This is a genomic window from Rhizorhabdus sp. P4_G6 (genome assembly GCF_056401045.1).
Genome location: NZ_JBFUKC010000006.1, coordinates 72,911 through 90,937, shown reverse-complemented (window position 1 = coordinate 90,937; position 18,027 = coordinate 72,911). Strand labels below are relative to the sequence as shown.

The 18,027-nt window shown below is 62.4% G+C and carries 22 protein-coding genes; 10 read left to right on the top strand and 12 right to left on the bottom strand.

Annotated elements, in window-relative coordinates; all coding sequences use genetic code 11:
- Positions 1-30: 30 nt before the first annotated feature.
- From AC1DPF_RS08760 to AC1DPF_RS08735, 6 genes are all read right to left on the bottom strand, one after another.
- The gene (locus tag AC1DPF_RS08760) at positions 31-1,341 is read right to left on the bottom strand and encodes an outer membrane beta-barrel protein (protein WP_477960761.1); all 1,311 of its coding nucleotides are present in this window, start codon (positions 1,339-1,341) and stop codon (positions 31-33) included.
- 68 nt (positions 1,342-1,409) lie between these two features.
- Entirely contained in the window at positions 1,410-2,009 is a 600-nt protein-coding gene (locus tag AC1DPF_RS08755; protein ID WP_477960759.1) for a hypothetical protein, read from the bottom strand.
- A 240-nt stretch (positions 2,010-2,249) separates the two neighbouring features.
- Positions 2,250-2,951, bottom strand: coding sequence for a sugar transferase (locus AC1DPF_RS08750; protein WP_477960757.1), 702 nt, complete (start codon positions 2,949-2,951; stop codon positions 2,250-2,252).
- 380 nt (positions 2,952-3,331) lie between these two features.
- A complete protein-coding gene (locus tag AC1DPF_RS08745) occupies positions 3,332-4,519 on the bottom strand; it encodes a glycosyltransferase family 4 protein (RefSeq protein WP_477960755.1) in 1,188 nt (395 codons plus the stop codon).
- Positions 4,516-5,532, bottom strand: a complete 1,017-nt coding sequence (locus AC1DPF_RS08740) for a glycosyltransferase family 2 protein (protein ID WP_477960753.1) — start codon at positions 5,530-5,532, stop codon at positions 4,516-4,518. The genes AC1DPF_RS08745 and AC1DPF_RS08740 overlap by 4 nt, the downstream gene beginning before the upstream one ends.
- Positions 5,533-5,535: 3 nt before the next feature.
- Positions 5,536-6,660 carry an acyltransferase family protein gene (locus AC1DPF_RS08735; protein ID WP_477960751.1) on the bottom strand — a complete coding sequence of 375 codons (1,125 nt, stop codon included), beginning with the start codon at positions 6,658-6,660 and terminating at the stop codon, positions 5,536-5,538.
- Between the two features lie 162 nt (positions 6,661-6,822).
- Here AC1DPF_RS08735 and AC1DPF_RS08730 point away from each other — a divergent pair, with 162 nt between their 5' ends.
- A complete protein-coding gene (locus tag AC1DPF_RS08730) occupies positions 6,823-8,136 on the top strand; it encodes a hypothetical protein (protein ID WP_477960738.1) in 1,314 nt (437 codons plus the stop codon).
- 22 nt (positions 8,137-8,158) lie between these two features.
- Here the strand turns inward: AC1DPF_RS08730 and AC1DPF_RS08725 are convergent, their stop codons facing one another.
- Positions 8,159-8,926, bottom strand: a complete 768-nt coding sequence (locus AC1DPF_RS08725; protein ID WP_477960736.1) for a metallophosphoesterase family protein — start codon at positions 8,924-8,926, stop codon at positions 8,159-8,161.
- Between the two features lie 110 nt (positions 8,927-9,036).
- Here AC1DPF_RS08725 and AC1DPF_RS08720 point away from each other — a divergent pair, with 110 nt between their 5' ends.
- Together AC1DPF_RS08720 and AC1DPF_RS08715 are read left to right on the top strand one after the other, a co-directional pair.
- A complete protein-coding gene (locus AC1DPF_RS08720; RefSeq protein WP_477960732.1) occupies positions 9,037-9,579 on the top strand; it encodes a polysaccharide biosynthesis/export family protein in 543 nt (180 codons plus the stop codon).
- Between the two features lie 168 nt (positions 9,580-9,747).
- Entirely contained in the window at positions 9,748-10,359 is a 612-nt protein-coding gene (locus tag AC1DPF_RS08715; RefSeq protein ID WP_477866812.1) for a transglutaminase-like cysteine peptidase, read from the top strand.
- A gap of 27 nt (positions 10,360-10,386) precedes the next feature.
- Here the strand turns inward: AC1DPF_RS08715 and AC1DPF_RS08710 are convergent, their stop codons facing one another.
- Both AC1DPF_RS08710 and AC1DPF_RS08705 read right to left on the bottom strand, forming a co-directional pair.
- Complete coding sequence (locus AC1DPF_RS08710) at positions 10,387-10,512, bottom strand: hypothetical protein (RefSeq protein WP_477960731.1); 126 nt, start codon at positions 10,510-10,512, stop codon at positions 10,387-10,389.
- A 155-nt stretch (positions 10,513-10,667) separates the two neighbouring features.
- Positions 10,668-10,961 carry a hypothetical protein gene (locus AC1DPF_RS08705; RefSeq protein ID WP_477960728.1) on the bottom strand — a complete coding sequence of 98 codons (294 nt, stop codon included), beginning with the start codon at positions 10,959-10,961 and terminating at the stop codon, positions 10,668-10,670.
- Between the two features lie 305 nt (positions 10,962-11,266).
- Between AC1DPF_RS08705 and AC1DPF_RS08700 the strand changes: the two genes are divergently transcribed.
- Both AC1DPF_RS08700 and AC1DPF_RS08695 read left to right on the top strand, forming a co-directional pair.
- Complete coding sequence (locus tag AC1DPF_RS08700; protein WP_477866808.1) at positions 11,267-11,515, top strand: hypothetical protein; 249 nt, start codon at positions 11,267-11,269, stop codon at positions 11,513-11,515.
- A gap of 204 nt (positions 11,516-11,719) precedes the next feature.
- Positions 11,720-11,968, top strand: a complete 249-nt coding sequence (locus AC1DPF_RS08695; RefSeq protein ID WP_477866806.1) for a hypothetical protein — start codon at positions 11,720-11,722, stop codon at positions 11,966-11,968.
- 75 nt (positions 11,969-12,043) lie between these two features.
- On the opposite strand, the gene AC1DPF_RS08690 is transcribed toward AC1DPF_RS08695, so the two are convergent.
- Both AC1DPF_RS08690 and AC1DPF_RS08685 read right to left on the bottom strand, forming a co-directional pair.
- Complete coding sequence (locus AC1DPF_RS08690) at positions 12,044-12,667, bottom strand: cysteine hydrolase family protein (protein WP_477866804.1); 624 nt, start codon at positions 12,665-12,667, stop codon at positions 12,044-12,046.
- Between the two features lie 4 nt (positions 12,668-12,671).
- Complete coding sequence (locus AC1DPF_RS08685) at positions 12,672-13,580, bottom strand: methyltransferase (protein WP_477960726.1); 909 nt, start codon at positions 13,578-13,580, stop codon at positions 12,672-12,674.
- Positions 13,581-13,763: 183 nt separating this feature from the next.
- Here AC1DPF_RS08685 and AC1DPF_RS08680 point away from each other — a divergent pair, with 183 nt between their 5' ends.
- From AC1DPF_RS08680 to AC1DPF_RS08670, 3 genes are all read left to right on the top strand, one after another.
- Positions 13,764-14,669, top strand: a complete 906-nt coding sequence (locus tag AC1DPF_RS08680; RefSeq protein WP_477960724.1) for a dimethylarginine dimethylaminohydrolase family protein — start codon at positions 13,764-13,766, stop codon at positions 14,667-14,669.
- 398 nt (positions 14,670-15,067) lie between these two features.
- Entirely contained in the window at positions 15,068-16,135 is a 1,068-nt protein-coding gene (locus AC1DPF_RS08675; RefSeq protein ID WP_477960722.1) for a hemerythrin domain-containing protein, read from the top strand.
- The gene (locus tag AC1DPF_RS08670) at positions 16,128-16,352 is read left to right on the top strand and encodes a hypothetical protein (RefSeq protein WP_477866796.1); all 225 of its coding nucleotides are present in this window, start codon (positions 16,128-16,130) and stop codon (positions 16,350-16,352) included. The genes AC1DPF_RS08675 and AC1DPF_RS08670 overlap by 8 nt, the downstream gene beginning before the upstream one ends.
- 18 nt (positions 16,353-16,370) lie before the next feature.
- Here AC1DPF_RS08670 and AC1DPF_RS08665 read toward each other — a convergent pair whose 3' ends face one another.
- Positions 16,371-16,637 carry a hypothetical protein gene (locus AC1DPF_RS08665; protein ID WP_477960720.1) on the bottom strand — a complete coding sequence of 89 codons (267 nt, stop codon included), beginning with the start codon at positions 16,635-16,637 and terminating at the stop codon, positions 16,371-16,373.
- Positions 16,638-16,968: 331 nt separating this feature from the next.
- Here AC1DPF_RS08665 and AC1DPF_RS08660 point away from each other — a divergent pair, with 331 nt between their 5' ends.
- Together AC1DPF_RS08660 and AC1DPF_RS08655 are read left to right on the top strand one after the other, a co-directional pair.
- Positions 16,969-17,430 (top strand): ferritin-like domain-containing protein, encoded by a 462-nt coding sequence (locus tag AC1DPF_RS08660; RefSeq protein ID WP_477866792.1) that lies wholly within the window; start codon positions 16,969-16,971, stop codon positions 17,428-17,430.
- Between the two features lie 147 nt (positions 17,431-17,577).
- On the top strand, positions 17,578-17,982 hold the full coding sequence (locus AC1DPF_RS08655; protein ID WP_477866790.1) for a hypothetical protein: 405 nt from the start codon (positions 17,578-17,580) through the stop codon (positions 17,980-17,982).
- Positions 17,983-18,027 lie beyond the last annotated feature (45 nt).

Here is an 18,027-nt window from a genome sequence, read left to right as displayed (position 1 = left end):
GACGCCTTACTAGACTGAAAAACGGGGAATTCAGAGTTGCAGCACTACCGTCAGCGAGGCCTTATTGCGAACGAATTCCGATCCCGCTCCAGTGGAGGTCGACTTCTTCTTGTTGTAGTCGTAGCCCGCTATAGCCGAGATGTTGCGATTCAATGTATATTTCACGCCGGCCGAGGCGCCATAATATTTTTCCGTCTTGGCCGGCACGACGATCGTGGTGTTGCGCAGATAGTCGTTAACGATGTACCGCACGGTCCCGGTTATCTTGAGGGTGCGCAGCAATTCGTGCTCGACCCGCACCGAATATGTATCCGCGATGTAGCCACGATAGCCGCGCGACACGGTTTCCTGGGGCGCGTTGTTGATCGTGAAGCGCAGCGAAGTCAGTTCGGTCGGGAACCACTCGACCGCCACATTATAGGCGAACCGCTTCAGGTCGTTGAAGCGCGGATCGCGATATTGCCGCCTCAGATAGCCGACGGTCGCCTCACCCGTCAGCACCTGGGTCAGCTCGAACGCGACGCCCACGCTGCCGCGCAGGCCGGTCGAATGGCGGTCGAAACCGGTGTCGTCGATCCGGTCATTATAGACGATGCTGTCATAGGCTACGCGGGCGACGACAGAATAGCCGGTCGAGAACTCGTAACCGGCCTTGCCCTCGACGAAATAATCCGAGCGATCGCGGTCATCGTTATTGGTCAGGCCGCCGCCGATCTGGCGCGCATCGTTATAATTACTGTGCGAATAGGTGCCGCGCAGTCCCGCCTTCAGCTGCCCGGCCGAGCGATCGAAAGCGATGCCGGCATCGGTGCGGTAATAGACAGTGGGCGAAACATTGGTCGAGTTGGAGTTGGGATCGCCGCGATCTTCGTGGTTCTTGGCGTAGCCTGCGTTCACCGTGACCTTGGTTTCCGGCATGAACTCCAGGGTGCCGCGGCCGCCGCCGCGCCAGTCGGTGTGGTTCTCTCCGCCGTTCTTGGCGTAGATCAGCCGATCGACTCCGCCGTAGAAGTTGAGCTTGTACGGATCGGCGTCGCCTTCGAGCTTGAAGCTGGGCGACAGACGGAAGATCGTGTCGCTGGTCTTGTTCTGCAGCGCATAGATGTTGTCGTCATAGGTCGCTGCGGCATCGAACTTGGGGTAGAAGGTAAAGGCGCCGAAATGCGCACCGACGGGATCCAGCGATGTCGGCTCGACGGCGCGGTCACGCTCGACAGGGGCGCCGATCGACGAGTTCGCGGGGGTGACCGGCGGGATTACCGACGCCGACTGCGCCCAGGCACCAGATGTCCAGAGCGATGTAGCCGCAAGCAATGCGGAACCCAAGCGATAGGCGCCCACGAGTTTTCCCCCAAAAGAGTTGAGCAGACCGGGCTTGCCCCCCGGCCAGCATCGGTAGCTGGCGCCGCTTAGGCGGCAGTCAGAGCCGTTTGGCTGCCGTCGTTCAGCGCAGCCGGTTCCGGCGGCGGCGTGTCGCCAGCGGCATCTGCCGTGTCGGGCGCTGCGATACTGCCGGTGGCTCCGGCGGCGGCCAGGGCTGCGGTCAGATCGACGCTGGCTGCAGCCGACGCCAGGGCAGCGGCACTGCCGATGCCCGTCACCGCGCTTGCCACCGAAGCGGCTAGCAGGGCGATTGACTGCCCGGAGGCGGCAGCGGCGGCGGCGAGCAGTACTGCCGCCGATGCGGCGCGTGCCGCGGGAGTCATGTTGTTCAGTGCGGCGGCGACGAGGCCGGCCACGTTGACGCCCGGAACGCCGGCAGCGGCCGATACGATCAGCAGGGCCGCACCTGGCGCGGCAACGACGGCGGCGCCGACGATCGCCGAGGCGGCGCCCGGATTGGCCGTGACGGCGGCGGCGACGATCGTCGTCACGGCTGCAGGCGCTGCGGTGGCGAGCGCAGACATGTCCGGAACAGCGGCATCCTGTGCGATCGCGGGAAGGGCCATGCCGGCCATGGCGAGCACGGAGGCCAAGATACCAGTAACCTGCACTTTGTTGCTGATCATGATGCTTCCCCTTACCCGCTACACAGACACTAAACGTTACGGTTTTGTTAATAAGATGAGTATTGGCCGAAATCCAGCGTTTTTTTGCGGTTGCGTCATTTGCAGCCGGTGAGTTCGACGTCGGAACTCGGCCGAAATAAGTCTTTATTTACAGCAACTCGCGATTGATGATCGGACACGCTTGTTGCCATTGCCTCGGCTTGACCATGTTGCAGTGCAACCAGGATGGCTGGAAAATTGTCAGTAAGATCCGCGCGCCGTCAGCACGACCACGGCTGTCATCGCAATGATTCGCACGTCCTGGAATATCGTCCTCCTGCGCGAATAGACCACGTCGCAGGCGACCCGCCGCCGATAGGAAACGTCGTTTCGTCCACTTATCTGCCAGAGCCCGGTGATACCCGGACGCATCTGCTGATAGGCATGGATATATCGTCCGTAGCGATAGACCTCGCCCGGGACGATGGGACGGGGCCCCACGATGCTCATGTCGCCGCGCAGTACGTTGATGAATTGCGGAAGTTCGTCGATGCTCCACTTCCGCAGAAACGTACCGAACGGGATGATCCTTGGATCATTGCGAAGCTTGTGGTCCCGACTCCATTCGGCGCGTGCCGCGATATTGGTCGAGAGAAGTTCACCCAGCCGCGCCTCTGCGTCGACAACCATCGTGCGGAACTTGAGGCATTGGAACATCCTGCCGCCGCGGCCCACCCGGGACTGCGCGAAAAATATGCTGCCACCGTCGCTCATCTTGACGAACAGCGCCACCATGAGAAGCAACGGTGCAAGCCAGATCAAAGCGGTCAGACTGATGGCGATATCGAGAACACGAACGGCGATGTCCTGGCGGCCAATCGGTGCCGGCGCGGCCGGCCTCGTGAAGCTGGACCCCGCCCGAACGCCATCGCCCTCCATCTCGAGATGGAATTGCCTGTACACAACCGATACTCCCCCGTCCGGCACTACAATGCCCCCACTATAAACTGCCTGAAGTCTCCCGATGCTGCAATCGCGAAATCACAACAGGCGCCAAGCCTTCGGCGCGCTCCAGAAACGATGAGCCGATGTGCTCTGCCCGAATCGATAACATTTGTTGGGAATACAGAGCGTTCGGCTGACAACGCTGTCGGCCCGCCAATGTAAAACAGGCCGATCACCCCGATCGCCAGCGTTTTCCTGATGGTAGATTTTCCCCCGCGAATGTCCCGAATCGCTACACGCTGGACAGTCTATGGGCTGCGACTCGGGCGGGCGTGGTGATCCGCGTCACAGGTCCACGCGCCGATTGGTTTTTTTACGCCTATGCTGCAATGCGGCGATTACGGTTGAGGGGCGCTGGCTTGCGATGGCCCGCGGCGGGCGATCACATGCCGGTAGAGCTCGCTGGTACTACGCCCTATCGCCGCCCAGCCAGGGATATCGTCGCACAGCTTCGCGACATTGGCGGCCATGGCCTGGCGCAGCGCGGCGTCGTCGACCAGGTTGTGGATTGCGGAGCTGAGCGCATCGACATCGTTGGGCGGCACCAGTGCACCGTGCACGCCATGTTCGAGAAGCTCTCGGAAATAGCCGATGTCGGACGCGATGATCGGCTTGCCGACGCCCAATGCCAGCATCAGGACGCCCGAGGCATCGATCTCGGTGTAGGGGAACATCTGGATATCGGCGGCCTGCAATATGTCTCCGATCTCCTTGTCTTCGACGAAGCGCAGATCGAACAGCACCCGGTCGCCAAGGCCGAACGTCTCGACCAGATCGAAGATCGGCTCCATCGGCATTTGTGGCCGCCCGACGATCCGAAGGCGGCATCGGGCACGGATTTCGGCGGGCAACCCCGCGATTGCCCTGATCAGCTGTTCGGTGCCCTTGTACGGCTTGATCTGGCCGAACAGCAGCAGCTCGACCGGGGCGTCGGCGGGCTTGGGGGCAGCCGCGGCAGCCGACGGGAAGACCTGGTCCAGCAAGCCATGCGCGATGCGGCGAATGCGGTCCGCAGGGACGCCGTAGCCGAGCACGCGCTGCTCGGCCTTCTCGGTGTGGACGATGACGCCATCGAAGCGGGTCATGATGGCGGTCGCGCCGATGCGCTGGAGCTTCGATTTCGGATTGTCGTTGAACGGCGCTGAATCGTGGACCGTGAAGACGATCGGCGCGATATTGCGGAACAGCGCCAGCATCCGCTCGTCGACGATCGCCAGGGGGGTCCACTGGAAATGGATGATGTCCGGCCGGTCCTTGCGCAGCCGCGCGGCCAGGCTGAGCATCGAGGCGATATGGCTGAAGCCCTTGAGCGCCAGGAACAGCTTTGCGGGAATGCGCGTCGCCCAGGCACCGTCGAGGCTCTTGTAGAAGTGCGGATCCAGATGAAGAGCTTCGTCGGCGGGGAGGGGGGCCGGCGGCTTGCGCGCATAGACGGTTACCCGGTGCCCGTTCTCCACCAATCCGCGCGTCAGCGCGATATCGTAGGGCCAGGTGAACAGTGATGGGTCGATCAGCGCGACCTTCACGAAACCGCATCCCGTCGCGCGGCAGCAGCTTGCCATCTCCGCTCGCGGACCAGTAGCATCCCCGCTACGAAGCCGAAGCCCCAGGCAAAGTGCATGGTCGCGGCGGCAATGCCGGCAAGAAGTCCGCATGTCGATCGCCGCTGCATGGCGATCGACAGCGATACCGCCACCAATATCGTCGCATAGAGCAGCGGCCAGGCCAGGAAGCGGGGATCGGCGGGTGATAGCGCCAGGCTCGTGACCGACACGCCGACATGGGCCGGTATCGCCAACTGCCGGGCACGCAGCGATTCCGGGTGGCGCCGCACGGTCCGGGATCGGCCCTTGCCATAGTTGAAATATTGCCGGGCCAGTTTGCGCAGTGTCGTACGCGGTGCGTAGCGCAGGCGAATTCCCGCATCGAGGAAGATGCGCGATCCCAGCGCCCGCTGGCGGCAATCCAGCTCCGCATCTTCATTATGACTGAAGCTGGGATCATAGCCGCCCGCGCGCCGGAAACTGTCCATCGTGAACAGGGCGTGATGGCCATGGTCGACGAAGCCGCTGTTCCGGCCCCCGCGATGTGCAGATCCGCCGGATCCCGCCCTGCTGTCGGACACCCAGGCGATCGCCCGCTGCAGGCAGGATGTCCCGACCGAATCCATCGGCACCACCACGGCGTCGGCTTCGTTCGCCGCATGCGAGCGGACCAGATCGGCGAGGAAGCCGGGTGGATAATCGGCATGGGCATCGCAGCGGACCAGCAGATCGGCCTCGCCTCCAAACATCTCCACGGCGAGATTCACGGCCGCCGACTGAAGACGCAACGGATTATGGATCAGGGTGACATCGTCGCGACGGGCCGCGATCTCCTTTACGACTGCTTGGGTGCCGTCGGTGCTACCGCCGTCGGCCACCACGAAACGGATCGGCATATCCGGCAAGCCGGCCGACAGTTGGCCGAGCACCTGCGCGATATGATGCAGTTCGTTCAGCGTGGGAATTACCACGAGCAGGCCGCGAAGTTCGGTCATTTCCTAGCCGCCGGTCACGGTGGCAGCGACCGGCGCGTGCGCGGCGCGGCCGTCGGGGCCCAGCTTGCGAAGCCATTTGGTAAGCCGTACCTCGAGCAGCCGCTGGCTGACATGGGACATCAGCAGCGCCGGTCCGATTGCCGACAGGCCGAACAGCAGCGGGGTCCACTCGCCGCCCCATTGCGACAAGCCGCCCGACCAGCGGAACAACTGCTTCATCCCGGCGAGCGCCACCGGATGCCAGAGATAGAAGCTGTAGCTGATCGTGCCCATCCACTGCATGAACCTGGTCTCCATGAGACGGCTCATGAGACCTTTGCCTTCCGCCAGCCCCAGCAGCGACACGCTGCCGAAAGCGAATGTCAGCAGGAGAAGCGGCACCCATGCGACCCACTCGGTAAAGGACATGTAAAGCAGGCTGAGATCGGTGTTGTGTCCGCCCATCTTGATCGCGGCATATCGCCACAGCGTCATCGCGACGATCATGTTGAGGGCAGGAAAGCGCGACCAGCGCGCGATAAGGCCGGACCGTCCATGGCCGAGCGCTATCAGCACGCCTGCGACCATCAGCATGCCGCGCGGATAATAGGGCAGGAGGGCAAGCCCGACCAAAGTCACCAGCGCCGCCGCCCAATATTGCCTGTGCCGCTGCAGATACCAGCCGGTGCCCATCAGCGCATAGAAGGTGAACTCATAGCCGAGCGACCAGGCGGCCATGTGCACCAGCGGAATATTGAAGAAGGGCGGTGGCGCCAGGAAATTGAGCAGCCAGTCGCCGAGGGGCGGCAAGCCGTGGCGGCGCTGCACGCTTCCGGAGAAGAGAACCAGCGAGATCGCGAGGGTGGTTATCCACAGGACGGGATAGATTCGTGTCATGCGATCCCACGCGAAAGCGCCCATCGAGCGCGCGCGCGGAAGTGCGCCGAGTATAACTATCCCACTGATACCGAAGAACATTTCAACGCCGAAAGTCAGCGGCAGAAGCAGCCAGTCGAGCGCCCATCTGCCGAGCGGGCCACTAAAGCCGTGAACACCCGAATTGCCGACGTGAAAGAAGAACACCATCAGGGAGAACAATCCACGCGCCCCGTGAATCGTCAGGTTTATGTTGGACTTCCGTTCGATCATGCAGCGATTGCCCCCAGACACCGCATGTAAAACGATATCTTCGCGCTTGCAGCAAAAAAGATCGTAAATGGGTCGTTCCGGGGCAAAACGGCGGCGTTTGGCCGGTTGCGCCTGCGTAGGGGCGCTGTTACTCGTTTTCCCCTCGGTGGGCGTAGGGTCGTTATGAGTAGCAAATTCGCGACGATGGCGCCTGGACAGGCGGCGGCTCCGCCGGAAGAGCTTCGGGTCTCTTCGATCTCGGAGTGGGATCGCCAGGCCAGCAGGATGTTCCTGCACATCGGCTTCATCGGCTGCCTCGTCCTGCAGCGGTTCGGCCATGTATTCGGACACAGCATCCTGTTCGTGTCGCTGCCGATCATGGCGATCGCGCTGTTCTGGCTATTGATGACCGGCCTGGCGCGATTCCGCACATCGGCCACCGTGCACTTCATGGCCTTTCTCGGATCGGTGGCGCTCAGTTCGGCGATCGCCTTTTCATATCCGGACAATCGGACGTCGCTGAGCCTGCTGTCCCCGGTCGGGCTGATCGCGAACTATATGTTCCTGACGCTCGAACCCACCAAGCGGTTCGACACATCCCGCTCGATCGAAATCTTTCTGTTTTACGCCTGGATCTGCGCGATCGGTGGAATCGCGCAATATATACTCCAGTTCGGCGGCATCCGCTTCTTCTCCTTCACCAACACGCTCGGCTTCCTGAAGCCGATATTGGTGGAGAGCCGCTTCAACTATGATCCCATCCTGCGCTACGGCAGTTCGGTTCGGCGGGCGAACGGGCTTTTCCTGTTGGAGCCGTCGATGTTCTCGCAGATCATCGTCCTGGCGGTCTGTCTCGAATTCTTCGTTCTGCAGAGGGTAAAATATATCCCGGTCTACGCGCTGGCCTATCTGGTCAGCAGATCCGGAACAGGCGCGCTTTGCCTTGCGCTGGCGATCCCTTTCTACATGATCTTCTTCGCGCAGCAGGCAGGGCGGCTGTTTCTGTTCGGTGCCGTCGGTATCGTTCTGGCCCTGGGCGTGGGCTTGGCATTTCCCAGCGAGTTCAACGCGCTGATCAACAGGCTCAGTGAGTTCACCACGCCCGGAACCAGCGGCTATGCGCGCTATGTATCGCAGTTCGAGGTCGTCGACGTCGTGATCGACGAGTTCCGGGCGATCGTGGGCTATGGGCCGGGTGCGACCGATCGAGCGGATTTCTACGTCTTCGGCAGCGGTGGCGTGATCCAGAAATTGCTGATCGACTATGGCGTCATCGGCTTTCTCGCCTTTTTCGCGCTGTTCATAGGGGCGATCTGGAGGCGTGACCTGGGTATCGCGCCGTTGCTGCTGATCATGATCTTCCTGTTTGGCGGCGGCAACCTGCTGATGAGCCCGTTCATCGCGCTGACGATGTTGATCTGCATCTGGTCGGACCCGCCCAAGCCCGCAGCGGAGCAACGGTCGGCTCGCGGACCGGGCGAAACCAGTCAACCCTGAGCCCGGCCTGCGGCCGTACCCGTCAGCTGTTGAGGATATCCACCGTGTCGCCTTCGATGACCGCGCAGGCCAGCTTTCCGCTCGCATAGGCGCCGGTGTCCAGCGACACGCGGTCGGGCCCGACGATCGGGCGATCGAATACCGTGTGGCCGTGCACGACGCGCCACGGAAGGTTTTTCGCGGCGAAAAAGGGCTCGCGGATGGTCAGCAGGTCTTCGCGGCGCTGCTCGACCAGCGGCCGGCCGGGGCGGACGCCGGCATGGACGAACAGGAAGCCGCCCAGTTCGATCGTTAGCTCGAGCGACTTGAGGAAGGTCACATGTTCGGTCGGCAGCACCTCGATCAGGCCTTTGCGGAGCTGTTCCATGCGGTCCTCGCCTTCGCGGCCGACCGGCTTCACGCCATAGCTCGCCAAGGTGGCGACGCCACCATGGGTCAGCCAGGCCGGGCCGATCTTGGCATCATCGAGGAACTGGAGCATCGCATCTTCATGATTACCGAGCAGGAAGCGCGCGGGCAGCGTTGCGAACCTGCCCTTGAGAAGAACGTTGATCACCGCACGCGAATCGGGACCTCGATCGATGTAATCGCCCAGGAAGATCACGATCGCCTGCCCCCCGGAATTGCCCCGAAGCTGAAGATCGCGGCGGATGGCGCTCTCGATCATCAGCAGGCAATCAAGCCGTCCATGAATATCGCCGATGGCGTAGACGCGAAGACCGTCAGGCAACGGAAGCCGCGGCGGTTGCAGCGCGCGACGTCGGAAAAATGCAAATGGCAAGCGGGACATGACGATAAACTTACAGTATAGAGAGCGCTGTTCATTTTCTAGGGCGGGAATCGGCCGTGAAGAGATTTGTGTCAGCCTTGCTTTGTGTAGCGATATTCTTGGCGGGCGGTTTGAGCCCGGCATCTGCGCAATCGACTGCCCCACAGGCGGTCGTTCAGTCTGCGCTGCCGAGTGCCGGCTCGCCTGACACGACCGGTTATATCCTCGGGGCCGGCGACAAGGTTCGCCTGACCGTTTACAATGAGGACACGCTATCCGGTCAATATGAGGTCGACGGATCGGGCAATCTCTCGATCCAGCTGATCGGGACGATCGCCGCCGCGGGCCGCAGCGTGCCCGAGGTGATCAGGTTGATCACCGAGCGGCTCAAGGAAGGCGGCTTCATGCTGAACCCCTCGGTCGCGATGGAGGTGCTGAACTACCGGCCTTTCTACGTGATCGGAGAGGTCAAGGATCCGGGCAAATATGCGTATGTGAGCGATATGACCGTGCTCAATGCGGTTGCGCTCGCCGGGGGCTACACCTACCGGGCGAAGAAGGACAAGGTCCTGATCGTCCGCGCCAGCGATCCTGCGAAGAAGGAAGCCGTGGCCGCGCCTGGCGACCATGTCGGCCCGGGCGACATCATCCGCGTTCCCGAACGCTTCTTCTAGCCTCGAGCGGACGGCGTCGCGCGGAGCCAGCCCGCGACGCCCGGCTATCGGATAATCCGCTCCCGCAACTATATCGTAACTAACGCGCTGATAACCAGCCCTGGTAGCCATGCTTTGACCCGTCATCGGTAGATCAGGATCCGCACACCAAACAGGCGGATCAGGATCATGGCAGTGAAAATCGACGACACGGCCCGGCGCGCTATCGGCAAGGCAACTCGCAATGTCGCGCTGGCGCTCGGCGCCGCACTCACACTCTCGGCATGCACCACTACGACGCAGGGCGCGTCGGCCATGCGCGACGGCGGCCTCGTCATGCCACCTGCCGGATGGATGGACTTCTGCGGCCGCAATGCCGATGATCCATCCTGCAAGGTGGTCCAGCTCGATGAAGGCCATCTGAAGCAACTCCAGGCGGTTCAGGCCAGCGTGCGGCAGATCCACGCGGTAGACGATCGCAAGGAGTTCGGCCGCGCCGAATATTGGCAGGTCGCTTCGAAGGCCGGCGATTGCGAGGACATCGCTTTGGCCGCCCGTGAAAAGCTGATGGCCATGGGCTGGCCTGCTTCGGCTGTCCGCCTGGCTACGGCATGGACCGAGCAGCGTGCCTATCACACCGTGCTGACGATCGATGTCGCCCGCGGCGGTGCCCAGACCACGCTCGTCCTCGATAGCCGCTTTCCTACGGTGATGTCCTGGCAGCGCCTGGAGCAGATCGGCTATCGCTTTCACATACGCCAGGCGTCGCGCGGTCCGACCTGGGTAGCCATCCAGTCATGAACTAACGAGGCGTGGCGGCCGTGAGGGTTACGTCACTTTGACGGCAATTGTGGCGATGCCCACCCACAGAAGCAGGCTGAGCGGCAGCCCGGCCAGCAAGCCGGCCAGTGCCTTGTCCGCTCGCGGTAGTTCGGCAGGTCGATCCCGTCCCATGCTATCCTCACCCCCGACGGCCTGTGGCGGCCATTTTCAGGTCGTTACAAAACGGCGTCAGGGCGGCTAAAGTTCCACTCGACGACATTCGGCGTGCAAAGGGGGCGTTTGCCTGCGGATTGCGTCCGCGGCGCTCGGCATCCTGGACGGCGAAATCAAGCGAATTGCAGCGTTGCAAACAGGGCCAGGCCGACCACGACGAGCATGCTGGCGGCCAGGATCGRCATCCAGCGCAGCCGCCCTTCGCCTGAAGGCTCCGCGACATGCCGATGGGTTCGCCACTCTTCCGGAAGTTCGTCCTGACGTGCTCCGCGCCAGCCGCGCCGCGAACGCACAAGATCCTGGCCGCAATAGCCGCACTCCGAAAAGGCGCGATCCTGGTGCCAGTTGACCGCGGTGCGGCGGTGATAGCCTAGCCTGCACCACCGCCGGGCCTTGGGCCTCGACACCTTCAACCGTCCGTCGCCCAACGCGGATGTCGGATCCGCTCCGGCCCCGGCGAAGTTCCCAAAAACATGCTCCTTTTCTCCGTTGACGTAGCAGTCGAAGGGGCGTTCATAAGCAGAAGGTATGACATTTATGCTCGCCTGAAATTCAGCGCTCACGCGGTAACGATCATACCCGATCGCTCATTTGCCGCATAGCAGCATATTCGGCGCACGAGCGCAGCCCGCCGAACATTGCGCGCTTTTGACCGCAGAAAATTAATCTTTTGTTTACGGGTTGGACCGTAGGCCATTGTCAGAGGTGAGACATGGCCCTTCCCAAGTTCAAGACGACCGATATCGTAGAGGCGGCACTCCGCGCAGGGCCGCGTCCGACACAGGACGGCGATGGCCCGATCGCTTCGCCCGTTCACGCGCTCCAGCAGCGCGTCGAACGGAATGTGGTGCTGGTGCCGGGCTATGACCTCAGGCTTTCGGCAACGCGAATCTCTCTCTACGTGGTGGCTCCGCTGCTGCTGTGGACCGGCATCTTCAAGGTGGTTGCCGCCCTGGTCTGACGCTCCGCGCGCTTACCCGTCATATCATGCTGCCGCTGGACGCCAACCTTTCGACAGCGGCCGGCACAAACCCGCTGTCTTCAGGTGCGGTATCTCCTTCATCGCCAGCGATGAACGGATAGCCTATCTTAATTCATGTCAGCATCCTTCTGAAAAGCTGTACTAAATCTCAACTTCATCAACGATGCCGATGAAGGGTGAGCCATGGAAAGCATCTCGGTCGATAAATCGGCGACACTGACTTCGCCTTTCGTTACCCCGACGATGACGGTCGGCCCGCTCGTGACCCAGATCCAGCGCTTCCTGTCGCTGGATGTCCAGTATCGGCAGCGCTGCTCGCTTAACGTCTCGGCGCCGATCCGGCTCGACCATTGGGAAACGGCGCGAACCTATCTCAATGCATCGGCGATCGACGATTTGGCGACTGTCATGAAGGCGCGCGGCGTGCTCTAAGCATTCGATCTCCTCGAATGGTTCCGATATGGGCATCGAGGAGATAGATTTCGTAGGGTACGAGACTTAGTTGATCTAGCGCCGGGCCGATCGATCAAGTCGGCCGGTCCAGTCCTTCACCGAGAGCGCGGTCGTGGGTGCCGTCTCCGCCCCCATGCTCTGGCGCATGATCTCGAGGGCCCATCGATGCCGATCGTCCGAGACTGCCGCGACGGCATTTTCTGGCACCCATATCGCGTAGTCGCGCATATGTGCGTCAGCCGCGGTGAACAGGATGCAGATATCGGTGGCGATCCCGCTCAGGATCAGCCGGCTCACGCCTAGCTTGGGCAGCAGGACCTGCAGATTGGTGGCGTAGAAGCCCGAGAATTGCGGCTTTATAATGAAATAATCTTGCTCGTCGGGCTTGATTATCTCCGAGACCGGATTGGCCTGCTCGAGCGAGCGTTCGACCAGCTTCGAGCGCTCCGAATGCCACTCGCCGAAATTGTCGTTCACATAGATCGAAGGCTGGCCCAGCGACTCGACCTCCCGCTTCAGCTCGACGATGGCCTTTGCCGTATCATGGGCCTTCGAGCGCAGTGCGTCAGCGCCCTGGAAGTCGAATGTCGTGATCATGTCGATGATCAGCAGCCCCACGCTGCCGCGCTCGCTGTCACGATGGGGCGCGGTGGGGCCTTTCTGGTCGGTAACGGCCATTCCGCTACCCATTCCTGGTCAGGATCGCCGCGACGATCGCTATGCGGTCCACGTTGCGATAGGCCGGATTGTCCAGTTCCTCGCCGAACATGTCCGGATCAATCTCTCGGTACCGCATCGAGCAGTCATGGTCGGCGGCCAATTCGCCAAGCGCCGCACGCAAGCGATCGCCGCCGTCGACGATCGCGCTGCCGGTATAGAGGATGAGGCGACCGCCTCGCGAGAGCCTGCCAACTGTCGCCGCCGCCATGTCGAGCGCCACCTCGGCGCCGTGCATCCTGCCGCCGTGACGATAATCGCGGCCCGCGGAGTCGACGATGTAGGGCGGGTTGGCGAGCACGATATCCGGCGAACCCGAGACGCCGTCGAGATTCGCGGCGAGGACGGTACCGGCGTGGATGCCTGCGGCGCGTGCGTTGATCCGCGCCAGTCGCAGCGCATCGGGGTTGATGTCCGTCATCGTCACGCGGAGGTCGGGGCAGAGGCGGGCGGCGGTGATCGCGCCGACGCCGGCGCCGGCGCCGATGTCCACCAGCATCGCTCCCGCAGGATGTAGACAGCCGTCGAGTTCGCTCGTGATCAGATCCGCAAAGCGATAGCTGTCCGGGCCGAAGAAGACCGCGTCGTTTGCATCGGTGGGATAGGCGGAGTGGAGGAAAAGCACACCGCGCAGCCACGATATGCGGTAGCGGCTCTTCAGCTGACCGTCCGGCGATGGCTGCAGAGCGTCGGCGGCGACGAGCATATCGAACAATCTTGCGTCGAGCAGCGCCGGTGCGAATGGGAGGCTCCAGCCCAGCGCATCGGCGAGGTTGCGGGCTTGCTGCCGCTCCGGCCGTCGCAACACCCGTGCATGCGTCGCCGGCGTGGGCGTTATGAAGCGGTAGCCTTGTTCGTCGAGGAACCTGAGCACTGCAAGGAGCGCTTGGTCTGACTCCCGGCAGGAAGAAGTCGCGGTGCCCGATTGTACGAATGAGGCCATGCCGGAACAACGCGGCGCCCATGAAGTGGTTTCTTCACAATGGCTTGTATGATCCAGGTTAGAGGGAACAACTCGCCTGCCCAGGTGATTTTGCGAGCTTCCATGGAGTTGCCAATGAAGCTCGAAATTCCAATCAATCTCGGCGGTTGGTGGCGGCCGGCTCTTTCGCGGTGCAGCGTCGAGAGCGAAGTTCATCGGCTGACCGACGTCCTTCTTTGCAGACCTTCCCATCTCGCACCCATTCCATGCTGTTCGGTCACCCAGGAGAGCCTCCGCAATGGCTTCAGGGTTTCGATCGACGAAGCGCTCGCCCAGCACGCGGCGCTGCAGGCGGTGCTGGAGCGGCATGGGGTGCGTTGCCATCTGCTCCCGCCTGACGAGCAGCTTCCGGACATGTGCTTCACCCGCGACGCGGTCGTCACCACGCCCTGGGGACTGATCACGCTGCGACCGGCGGCCGCGCACCGGCAGGGGGAGGCGGGTCATGCGCTGCGCTTCGCACGCAGTCTCGGTGCGCCGCTGGCCGCGAAGGTTCGGCGAGGGACGGTCGAGGGCGGCGATATTGCGGTGGTTCGCCCGGGGCTGGTGATCGTCGGCTGTTCGGGAGAGCGCACCGACGAGGTGGGAGCGGAAGCGGTCGCTGAAATCTTCCGGGCGCAGGGCTGGGATGTGCTGATCTATCCTTTCGATCCTCACTTCCTTCATCTCGACACGCAGTTCAGTATGGTGGGGCGGAACCGGGCACTCGCCTGCACCGATGTTCTCGACGATCGCTTCGTTCACCGGCTCGGCGTCTATGGCATCGAGCTGATCCCGGTGAAGTATAAGGAGGCGCGGCAGCTGGGCTGCAACGTGCTCGCATTGGGCGACGGCGTCGTGATATCTTCGGCCGCCAACGAACGCATCAACGCCGAACTGCGCGATCGTGGTTTCACCATCGAAGCGCTGCACATCGATCAGTTCACCCAATGCGGCGGCGGCGTCCACTGCCTGACCATGCCGCTGTCGCGGCGGGCATGAGCTGGCGCTGAACCCGGCCGACTTCCGCTCGCCAGCGATATTGCTGTCGGGCACCGTCGACTATGCGATGTACAGGAGCTTCCGTGACCAACTGAGCGGAGCGCCTGCGGAGGGGCTGGTGGTGGTGGAGCTGTCCACCCTGGGCGGCGATCCGGAGGTCGCGCGGACGATGGAGAGGATATCCGTTTCCATCGCGATCTGTCGCGTGAGCGGCGCTTCGTCTTTCTGGGAAAGGCCGGATCTACATGGAAGCCAATGAGGCCGAGGCCCTCGGCATGATCCAGCGCGTCGTGTGAACATTGATTTGGATTATCGGTGTCCGATTAATCGCTTGCCGCTCGCAACCCGTCGCCACGCCTGGCGTTACGAGACCACATGCCCAGGCAGGAGCAATCGACATGGCGGACGACAAGAACAAGCAGGGGGAGGGCGACCGCTCGCAGGTCGCCGAGGGCGAGGGTTATGAGCTCGATTATCTGGCGCAGAAGCATGGGCTCAGCCGTGCCGACGCCCGGGCACTGGTCGATGAGATCGGCAACGATCGCGAGAAGCTCGACGCTGCCGTCGCTGCACGGGGCAATAGTCGAGAGAGCGGTTCGCCCGCTCCGCGCAGCGCTCCCAAGGCTCGGAGGGCGACCCCCCGCAAGCCCGCAGGTACGGACAGACGACCCAGGGCCGAGGCGCGGCGGGGCCAGCGTGCTGCCCCGGAGCAAGCATCCGCGCTCGCAACGCGTGTAGGCAAGCTGCCGGAGCAGCTGGCCGAAACGGCAGCCAAAGCGCAGGGGCAATTCGTTGAGATTGCGGGTAAGGCGACCGAGACCGTAAAGCGCGGCGCTGTATCCGCCGGCCGGAAGGTTGCCGCGGCGCCGCGAACCGCTCGCAACACGGCCGCCACCGCAACGCGACGCGTCAAAGGGTCGGTCAAGCCCAGAACAGCGGCCGTCGTAGGCGCAGCGGCAGCCGGCCTGGCGGCCGGCCTTGCAATCACCCTGAGCCGCAAGGCGGTGGTGCAGGCGTCGGGCCTGCTTGCCGGGGACTGGCTGGAAGCCTTGAAAGCCGAGCACGCGCTGGTGCTCGGTATCTTCGACAAGCTTCAGGCTACCAAAGACACCCAATCGAGCAGGCGGAGCACCCTTTTGGCGCAGCTCAAGCATGCGCTGAGCAAGCATGCCTTCACAGAGGAAAATGTGATTTATCCTGCGATACGCGATCGCGCGAAGAAGGCGGATGCGGACAAGCTCAACCATGATCATGGCTATGTGAAGCAATATCTCTACGATCTGGGCAGGATGCCGAAGGTGGCGCCTGAGTTTCTCGGCAAGGTCGCGGCCTTTCGCGGCGATCTCGATGCGCATATCAAGCTGGAGGAAAGCCGGATATTCCCTGCGTTGCGCTCTTCATTGAGCGATGACGAGAATGCCGCCCTGACCGCGCAGGCCAATAAGGAGGGGCTCAAGCTTGCGTAGTGGCGATCAATCCAAGACCGAGGCGGGCGGGGCGCTGAGCCCCTCCGCGATCAAGACGCTCGGTTACCTCATTTCCTCGGTAAGCGTCGCTCTGCTTGGGCTGGTCTCGTGGAAAATGGCATCGAAGGACCCGCTAATGTCCGGCTGCCTGATTGCAGGCATGCTGACATCTGTAATCGGCATGCTGCTGCGGTGGATATCCCACCAGCGCGAATGACGCGGGTGGAGGGGGCCGCTAAGACGCGCGCTTTTTCAATGGCTCGTCCCCCAGGGCCGCATGCACCATCGCTTCCCATATCGCAGCATCGCCGACAGCGGCCATGGCTGCGTCGGGTTCTCGCAGGGTCTTGAGCACCGCGATCGCATCGTCGACATAGTCGCGCCACGCGGCGTCGACCGCATCGCAGGCCGATGAATATGTGCCATTGGCATTGGCGCTCAGGTGCTGACCGCACAGCACGCGGGCAACCCGCTCCAACGCATTGCCTTCGGATACCGGCATGTCAGCCCTCCCTGCTATCGACACAGCGATATACCGCGCCATCTCATCGAGACCAACTGTCCAATTCCGTTTCGGGTCCCTTCATCGCCGCCACTTGCCGGCAATAGTGCTCGAGCCTTGGGAAACGCGATCGGATCTGAACGTGATCTGCGTGCATGACCGCATCGAATTCGAGCAGTGCGTGGCTGGCTTCCCGCTGTCAATCGCTCCATCCATCTCGGCGAAGCCTCGGTTAAACCGAAAACCCGCCAGCGCCTGTTTTCAAGACCGCCGACCTCGCAGCCAAAACCCGTCTAAGTCGTTGATCCGGAACACCCGAAGGAGGCTACCCATGAGCACCGATACCGATGTCTCGACATTGAACAGCCTGATCAAGACGACCCTCGACAGCGTCAAGGGCTTTGAGGAGGCGGCGGAAAACGTCGATGCAACGCGCTTCTCATCGCAATTCCGCGAGTTCGCCCAGGAGCGCCGACAAGTCGTTACCACCTTGCAGACCGAAGTACGCCGGCTTGGCGGAAATCCCGAGGACGACAGCAGCTTTCTCGCCGCCGCGCACCGGACGTTCATGAACCTGAAGGACGCAGTCACCGGTCGCGACGACAAGGCGATCGTCGAGGAGGTCGAGCGGGGAGAGGACTATATCAAGGAGAAATACCAGGCGGCCCTGAGCGACACCGACCTATCGCCGGAAGTTCGCCAGGTGATCGAGCAGGCCTATCAGTCGATCCGGCGAGGCCATGATCGCGCCAGCCAGCTCAAGCACAGCCTGCAGGGGCAAGGCAGCTACTAGAGCCTGGGCCGACCTATCTCTTGACCCCGGCCTGTACGGCCGGGGTTTTCTTATCGGTCTCCGGTGCCTCCATCGTTCGGCGGATGCTAATCTCCCGTTCATGCGAGACGTGATAACGGGGCGCGTTGTTATCTTCGGACCAAGGCAATGCGTCTCATCACATCGCTCATCGCGGCGGTGGCGCTCGCATCGGGTGCTTCGGCCGCAACGTCGACAGCACAGCAGCGCGCCGACGCCCGGATGGCCAGGCTCCTCGAAGGCCGGGTCGCCGGGAAGCCGGTGGACTGCATCAGTCTCCGTTCAATCCAGTCCACCGAGGTCGTCGATGGCACTGCCATAGTCTATCGTGAAATCGGCGATACGATCTACGTGAACCAGACCGACGATCCCCATACTCTCGATCGTGACGATATTCTGGTCAGCGAGCCCTGGGGTTCCCGGCTCTGCAGCCTCGACCTTGTTCGGCTGCTCGACAGCAGCACCCGTTTCACCCACGGCGCGGTGTCGCTCCGCAAATTCGTACCTTACACTAGGGTAACGCGGCGCGGCTGACGAACGAGGCGATCCACCATGGTCGCCACCTATGGAGACATGATG

Excerpts from the sequence above, each read along its gene's own strand:
- AC1DPF_RS08755 (WP_477960759.1), bottom strand. The coding sequence starts at position 2,009 with ATGATCAGCAACAAAGTGCAGGTTACTGGTATCTTGGCCTCCGTGCTC.
- AC1DPF_RS08740 (WP_477960753.1), bottom strand. The coding sequence starts at position 5,532 with ATGACCGAACTTCGCGGCCTGCTCGTGGTAATTCCCACGCTGAACGAA.
- AC1DPF_RS08735 (WP_477960751.1), bottom strand. The coding sequence starts at position 6,660 with ATGATCGAACGGAAGTCCAACATAAACCTGACGATTCACGGGGCGCGT.
- AC1DPF_RS08730 (WP_477960738.1), top strand. The coding sequence starts at position 6,823 with ATGAGTAGCAAATTCGCGACGATGGCGCCTGGACAGGCGGCGGCTCCG.
- AC1DPF_RS08725 (WP_477960736.1), bottom strand. The coding sequence starts at position 8,926 with ATGTCCCGCTTGCCATTTGCATTTTTCCGACGTCGCGCGCTGCAACCG.
- AC1DPF_RS08715 (WP_477866812.1), top strand. The coding sequence starts at position 9,748 with ATGGCAGTGAAAATCGACGACACGGCCCGGCGCGCTATCGGCAAGGCA.
- AC1DPF_RS08710 (WP_477960731.1), bottom strand. The coding sequence starts at position 10,512 with ATGGGACGGGATCGACCTGCCGAACTACCGCGAGCGGACAAGGCACTG.
- AC1DPF_RS08700 (WP_477866808.1), top strand. The coding sequence starts at position 11,267 with ATGGCCCTTCCCAAGTTCAAGACGACCGATATCGTAGAGGCGGCACTC.
- AC1DPF_RS08695 (WP_477866806.1), top strand. The coding sequence starts at position 11,720 with ATGGAAAGCATCTCGGTCGATAAATCGGCGACACTGACTTCGCCTTTC.
- AC1DPF_RS08690 (WP_477866804.1), bottom strand. The coding sequence starts at position 12,667 with ATGGCCGTTACCGACCAGAAAGGCCCCACCGCGCCCCATCGTGACAGC.
- AC1DPF_RS08680 (WP_477960724.1), top strand. The coding sequence starts at position 13,764 with ATGAAGCTCGAAATTCCAATCAATCTCGGCGGTTGGTGGCGGCCGGCT.
- AC1DPF_RS08675 (WP_477960722.1), top strand. The coding sequence starts at position 15,068 with ATGGCGGACGACAAGAACAAGCAGGGGGAGGGCGACCGCTCGCAGGTC.
- AC1DPF_RS08665 (WP_477960720.1), bottom strand. The coding sequence starts at position 16,637 with ATGCCGGTATCCGAAGGCAATGCGTTGGAGCGGGTTGCCCGCGTGCTG.
- AC1DPF_RS08660 (WP_477866792.1), top strand. The coding sequence starts at position 16,969 with ATGAGCACCGATACCGATGTCTCGACATTGAACAGCCTGATCAAGACG.
- AC1DPF_RS08655 (WP_477866790.1), top strand. The coding sequence starts at position 17,578 with ATGCGTCTCATCACATCGCTCATCGCGGCGGTGGCGCTCGCATCGGGT.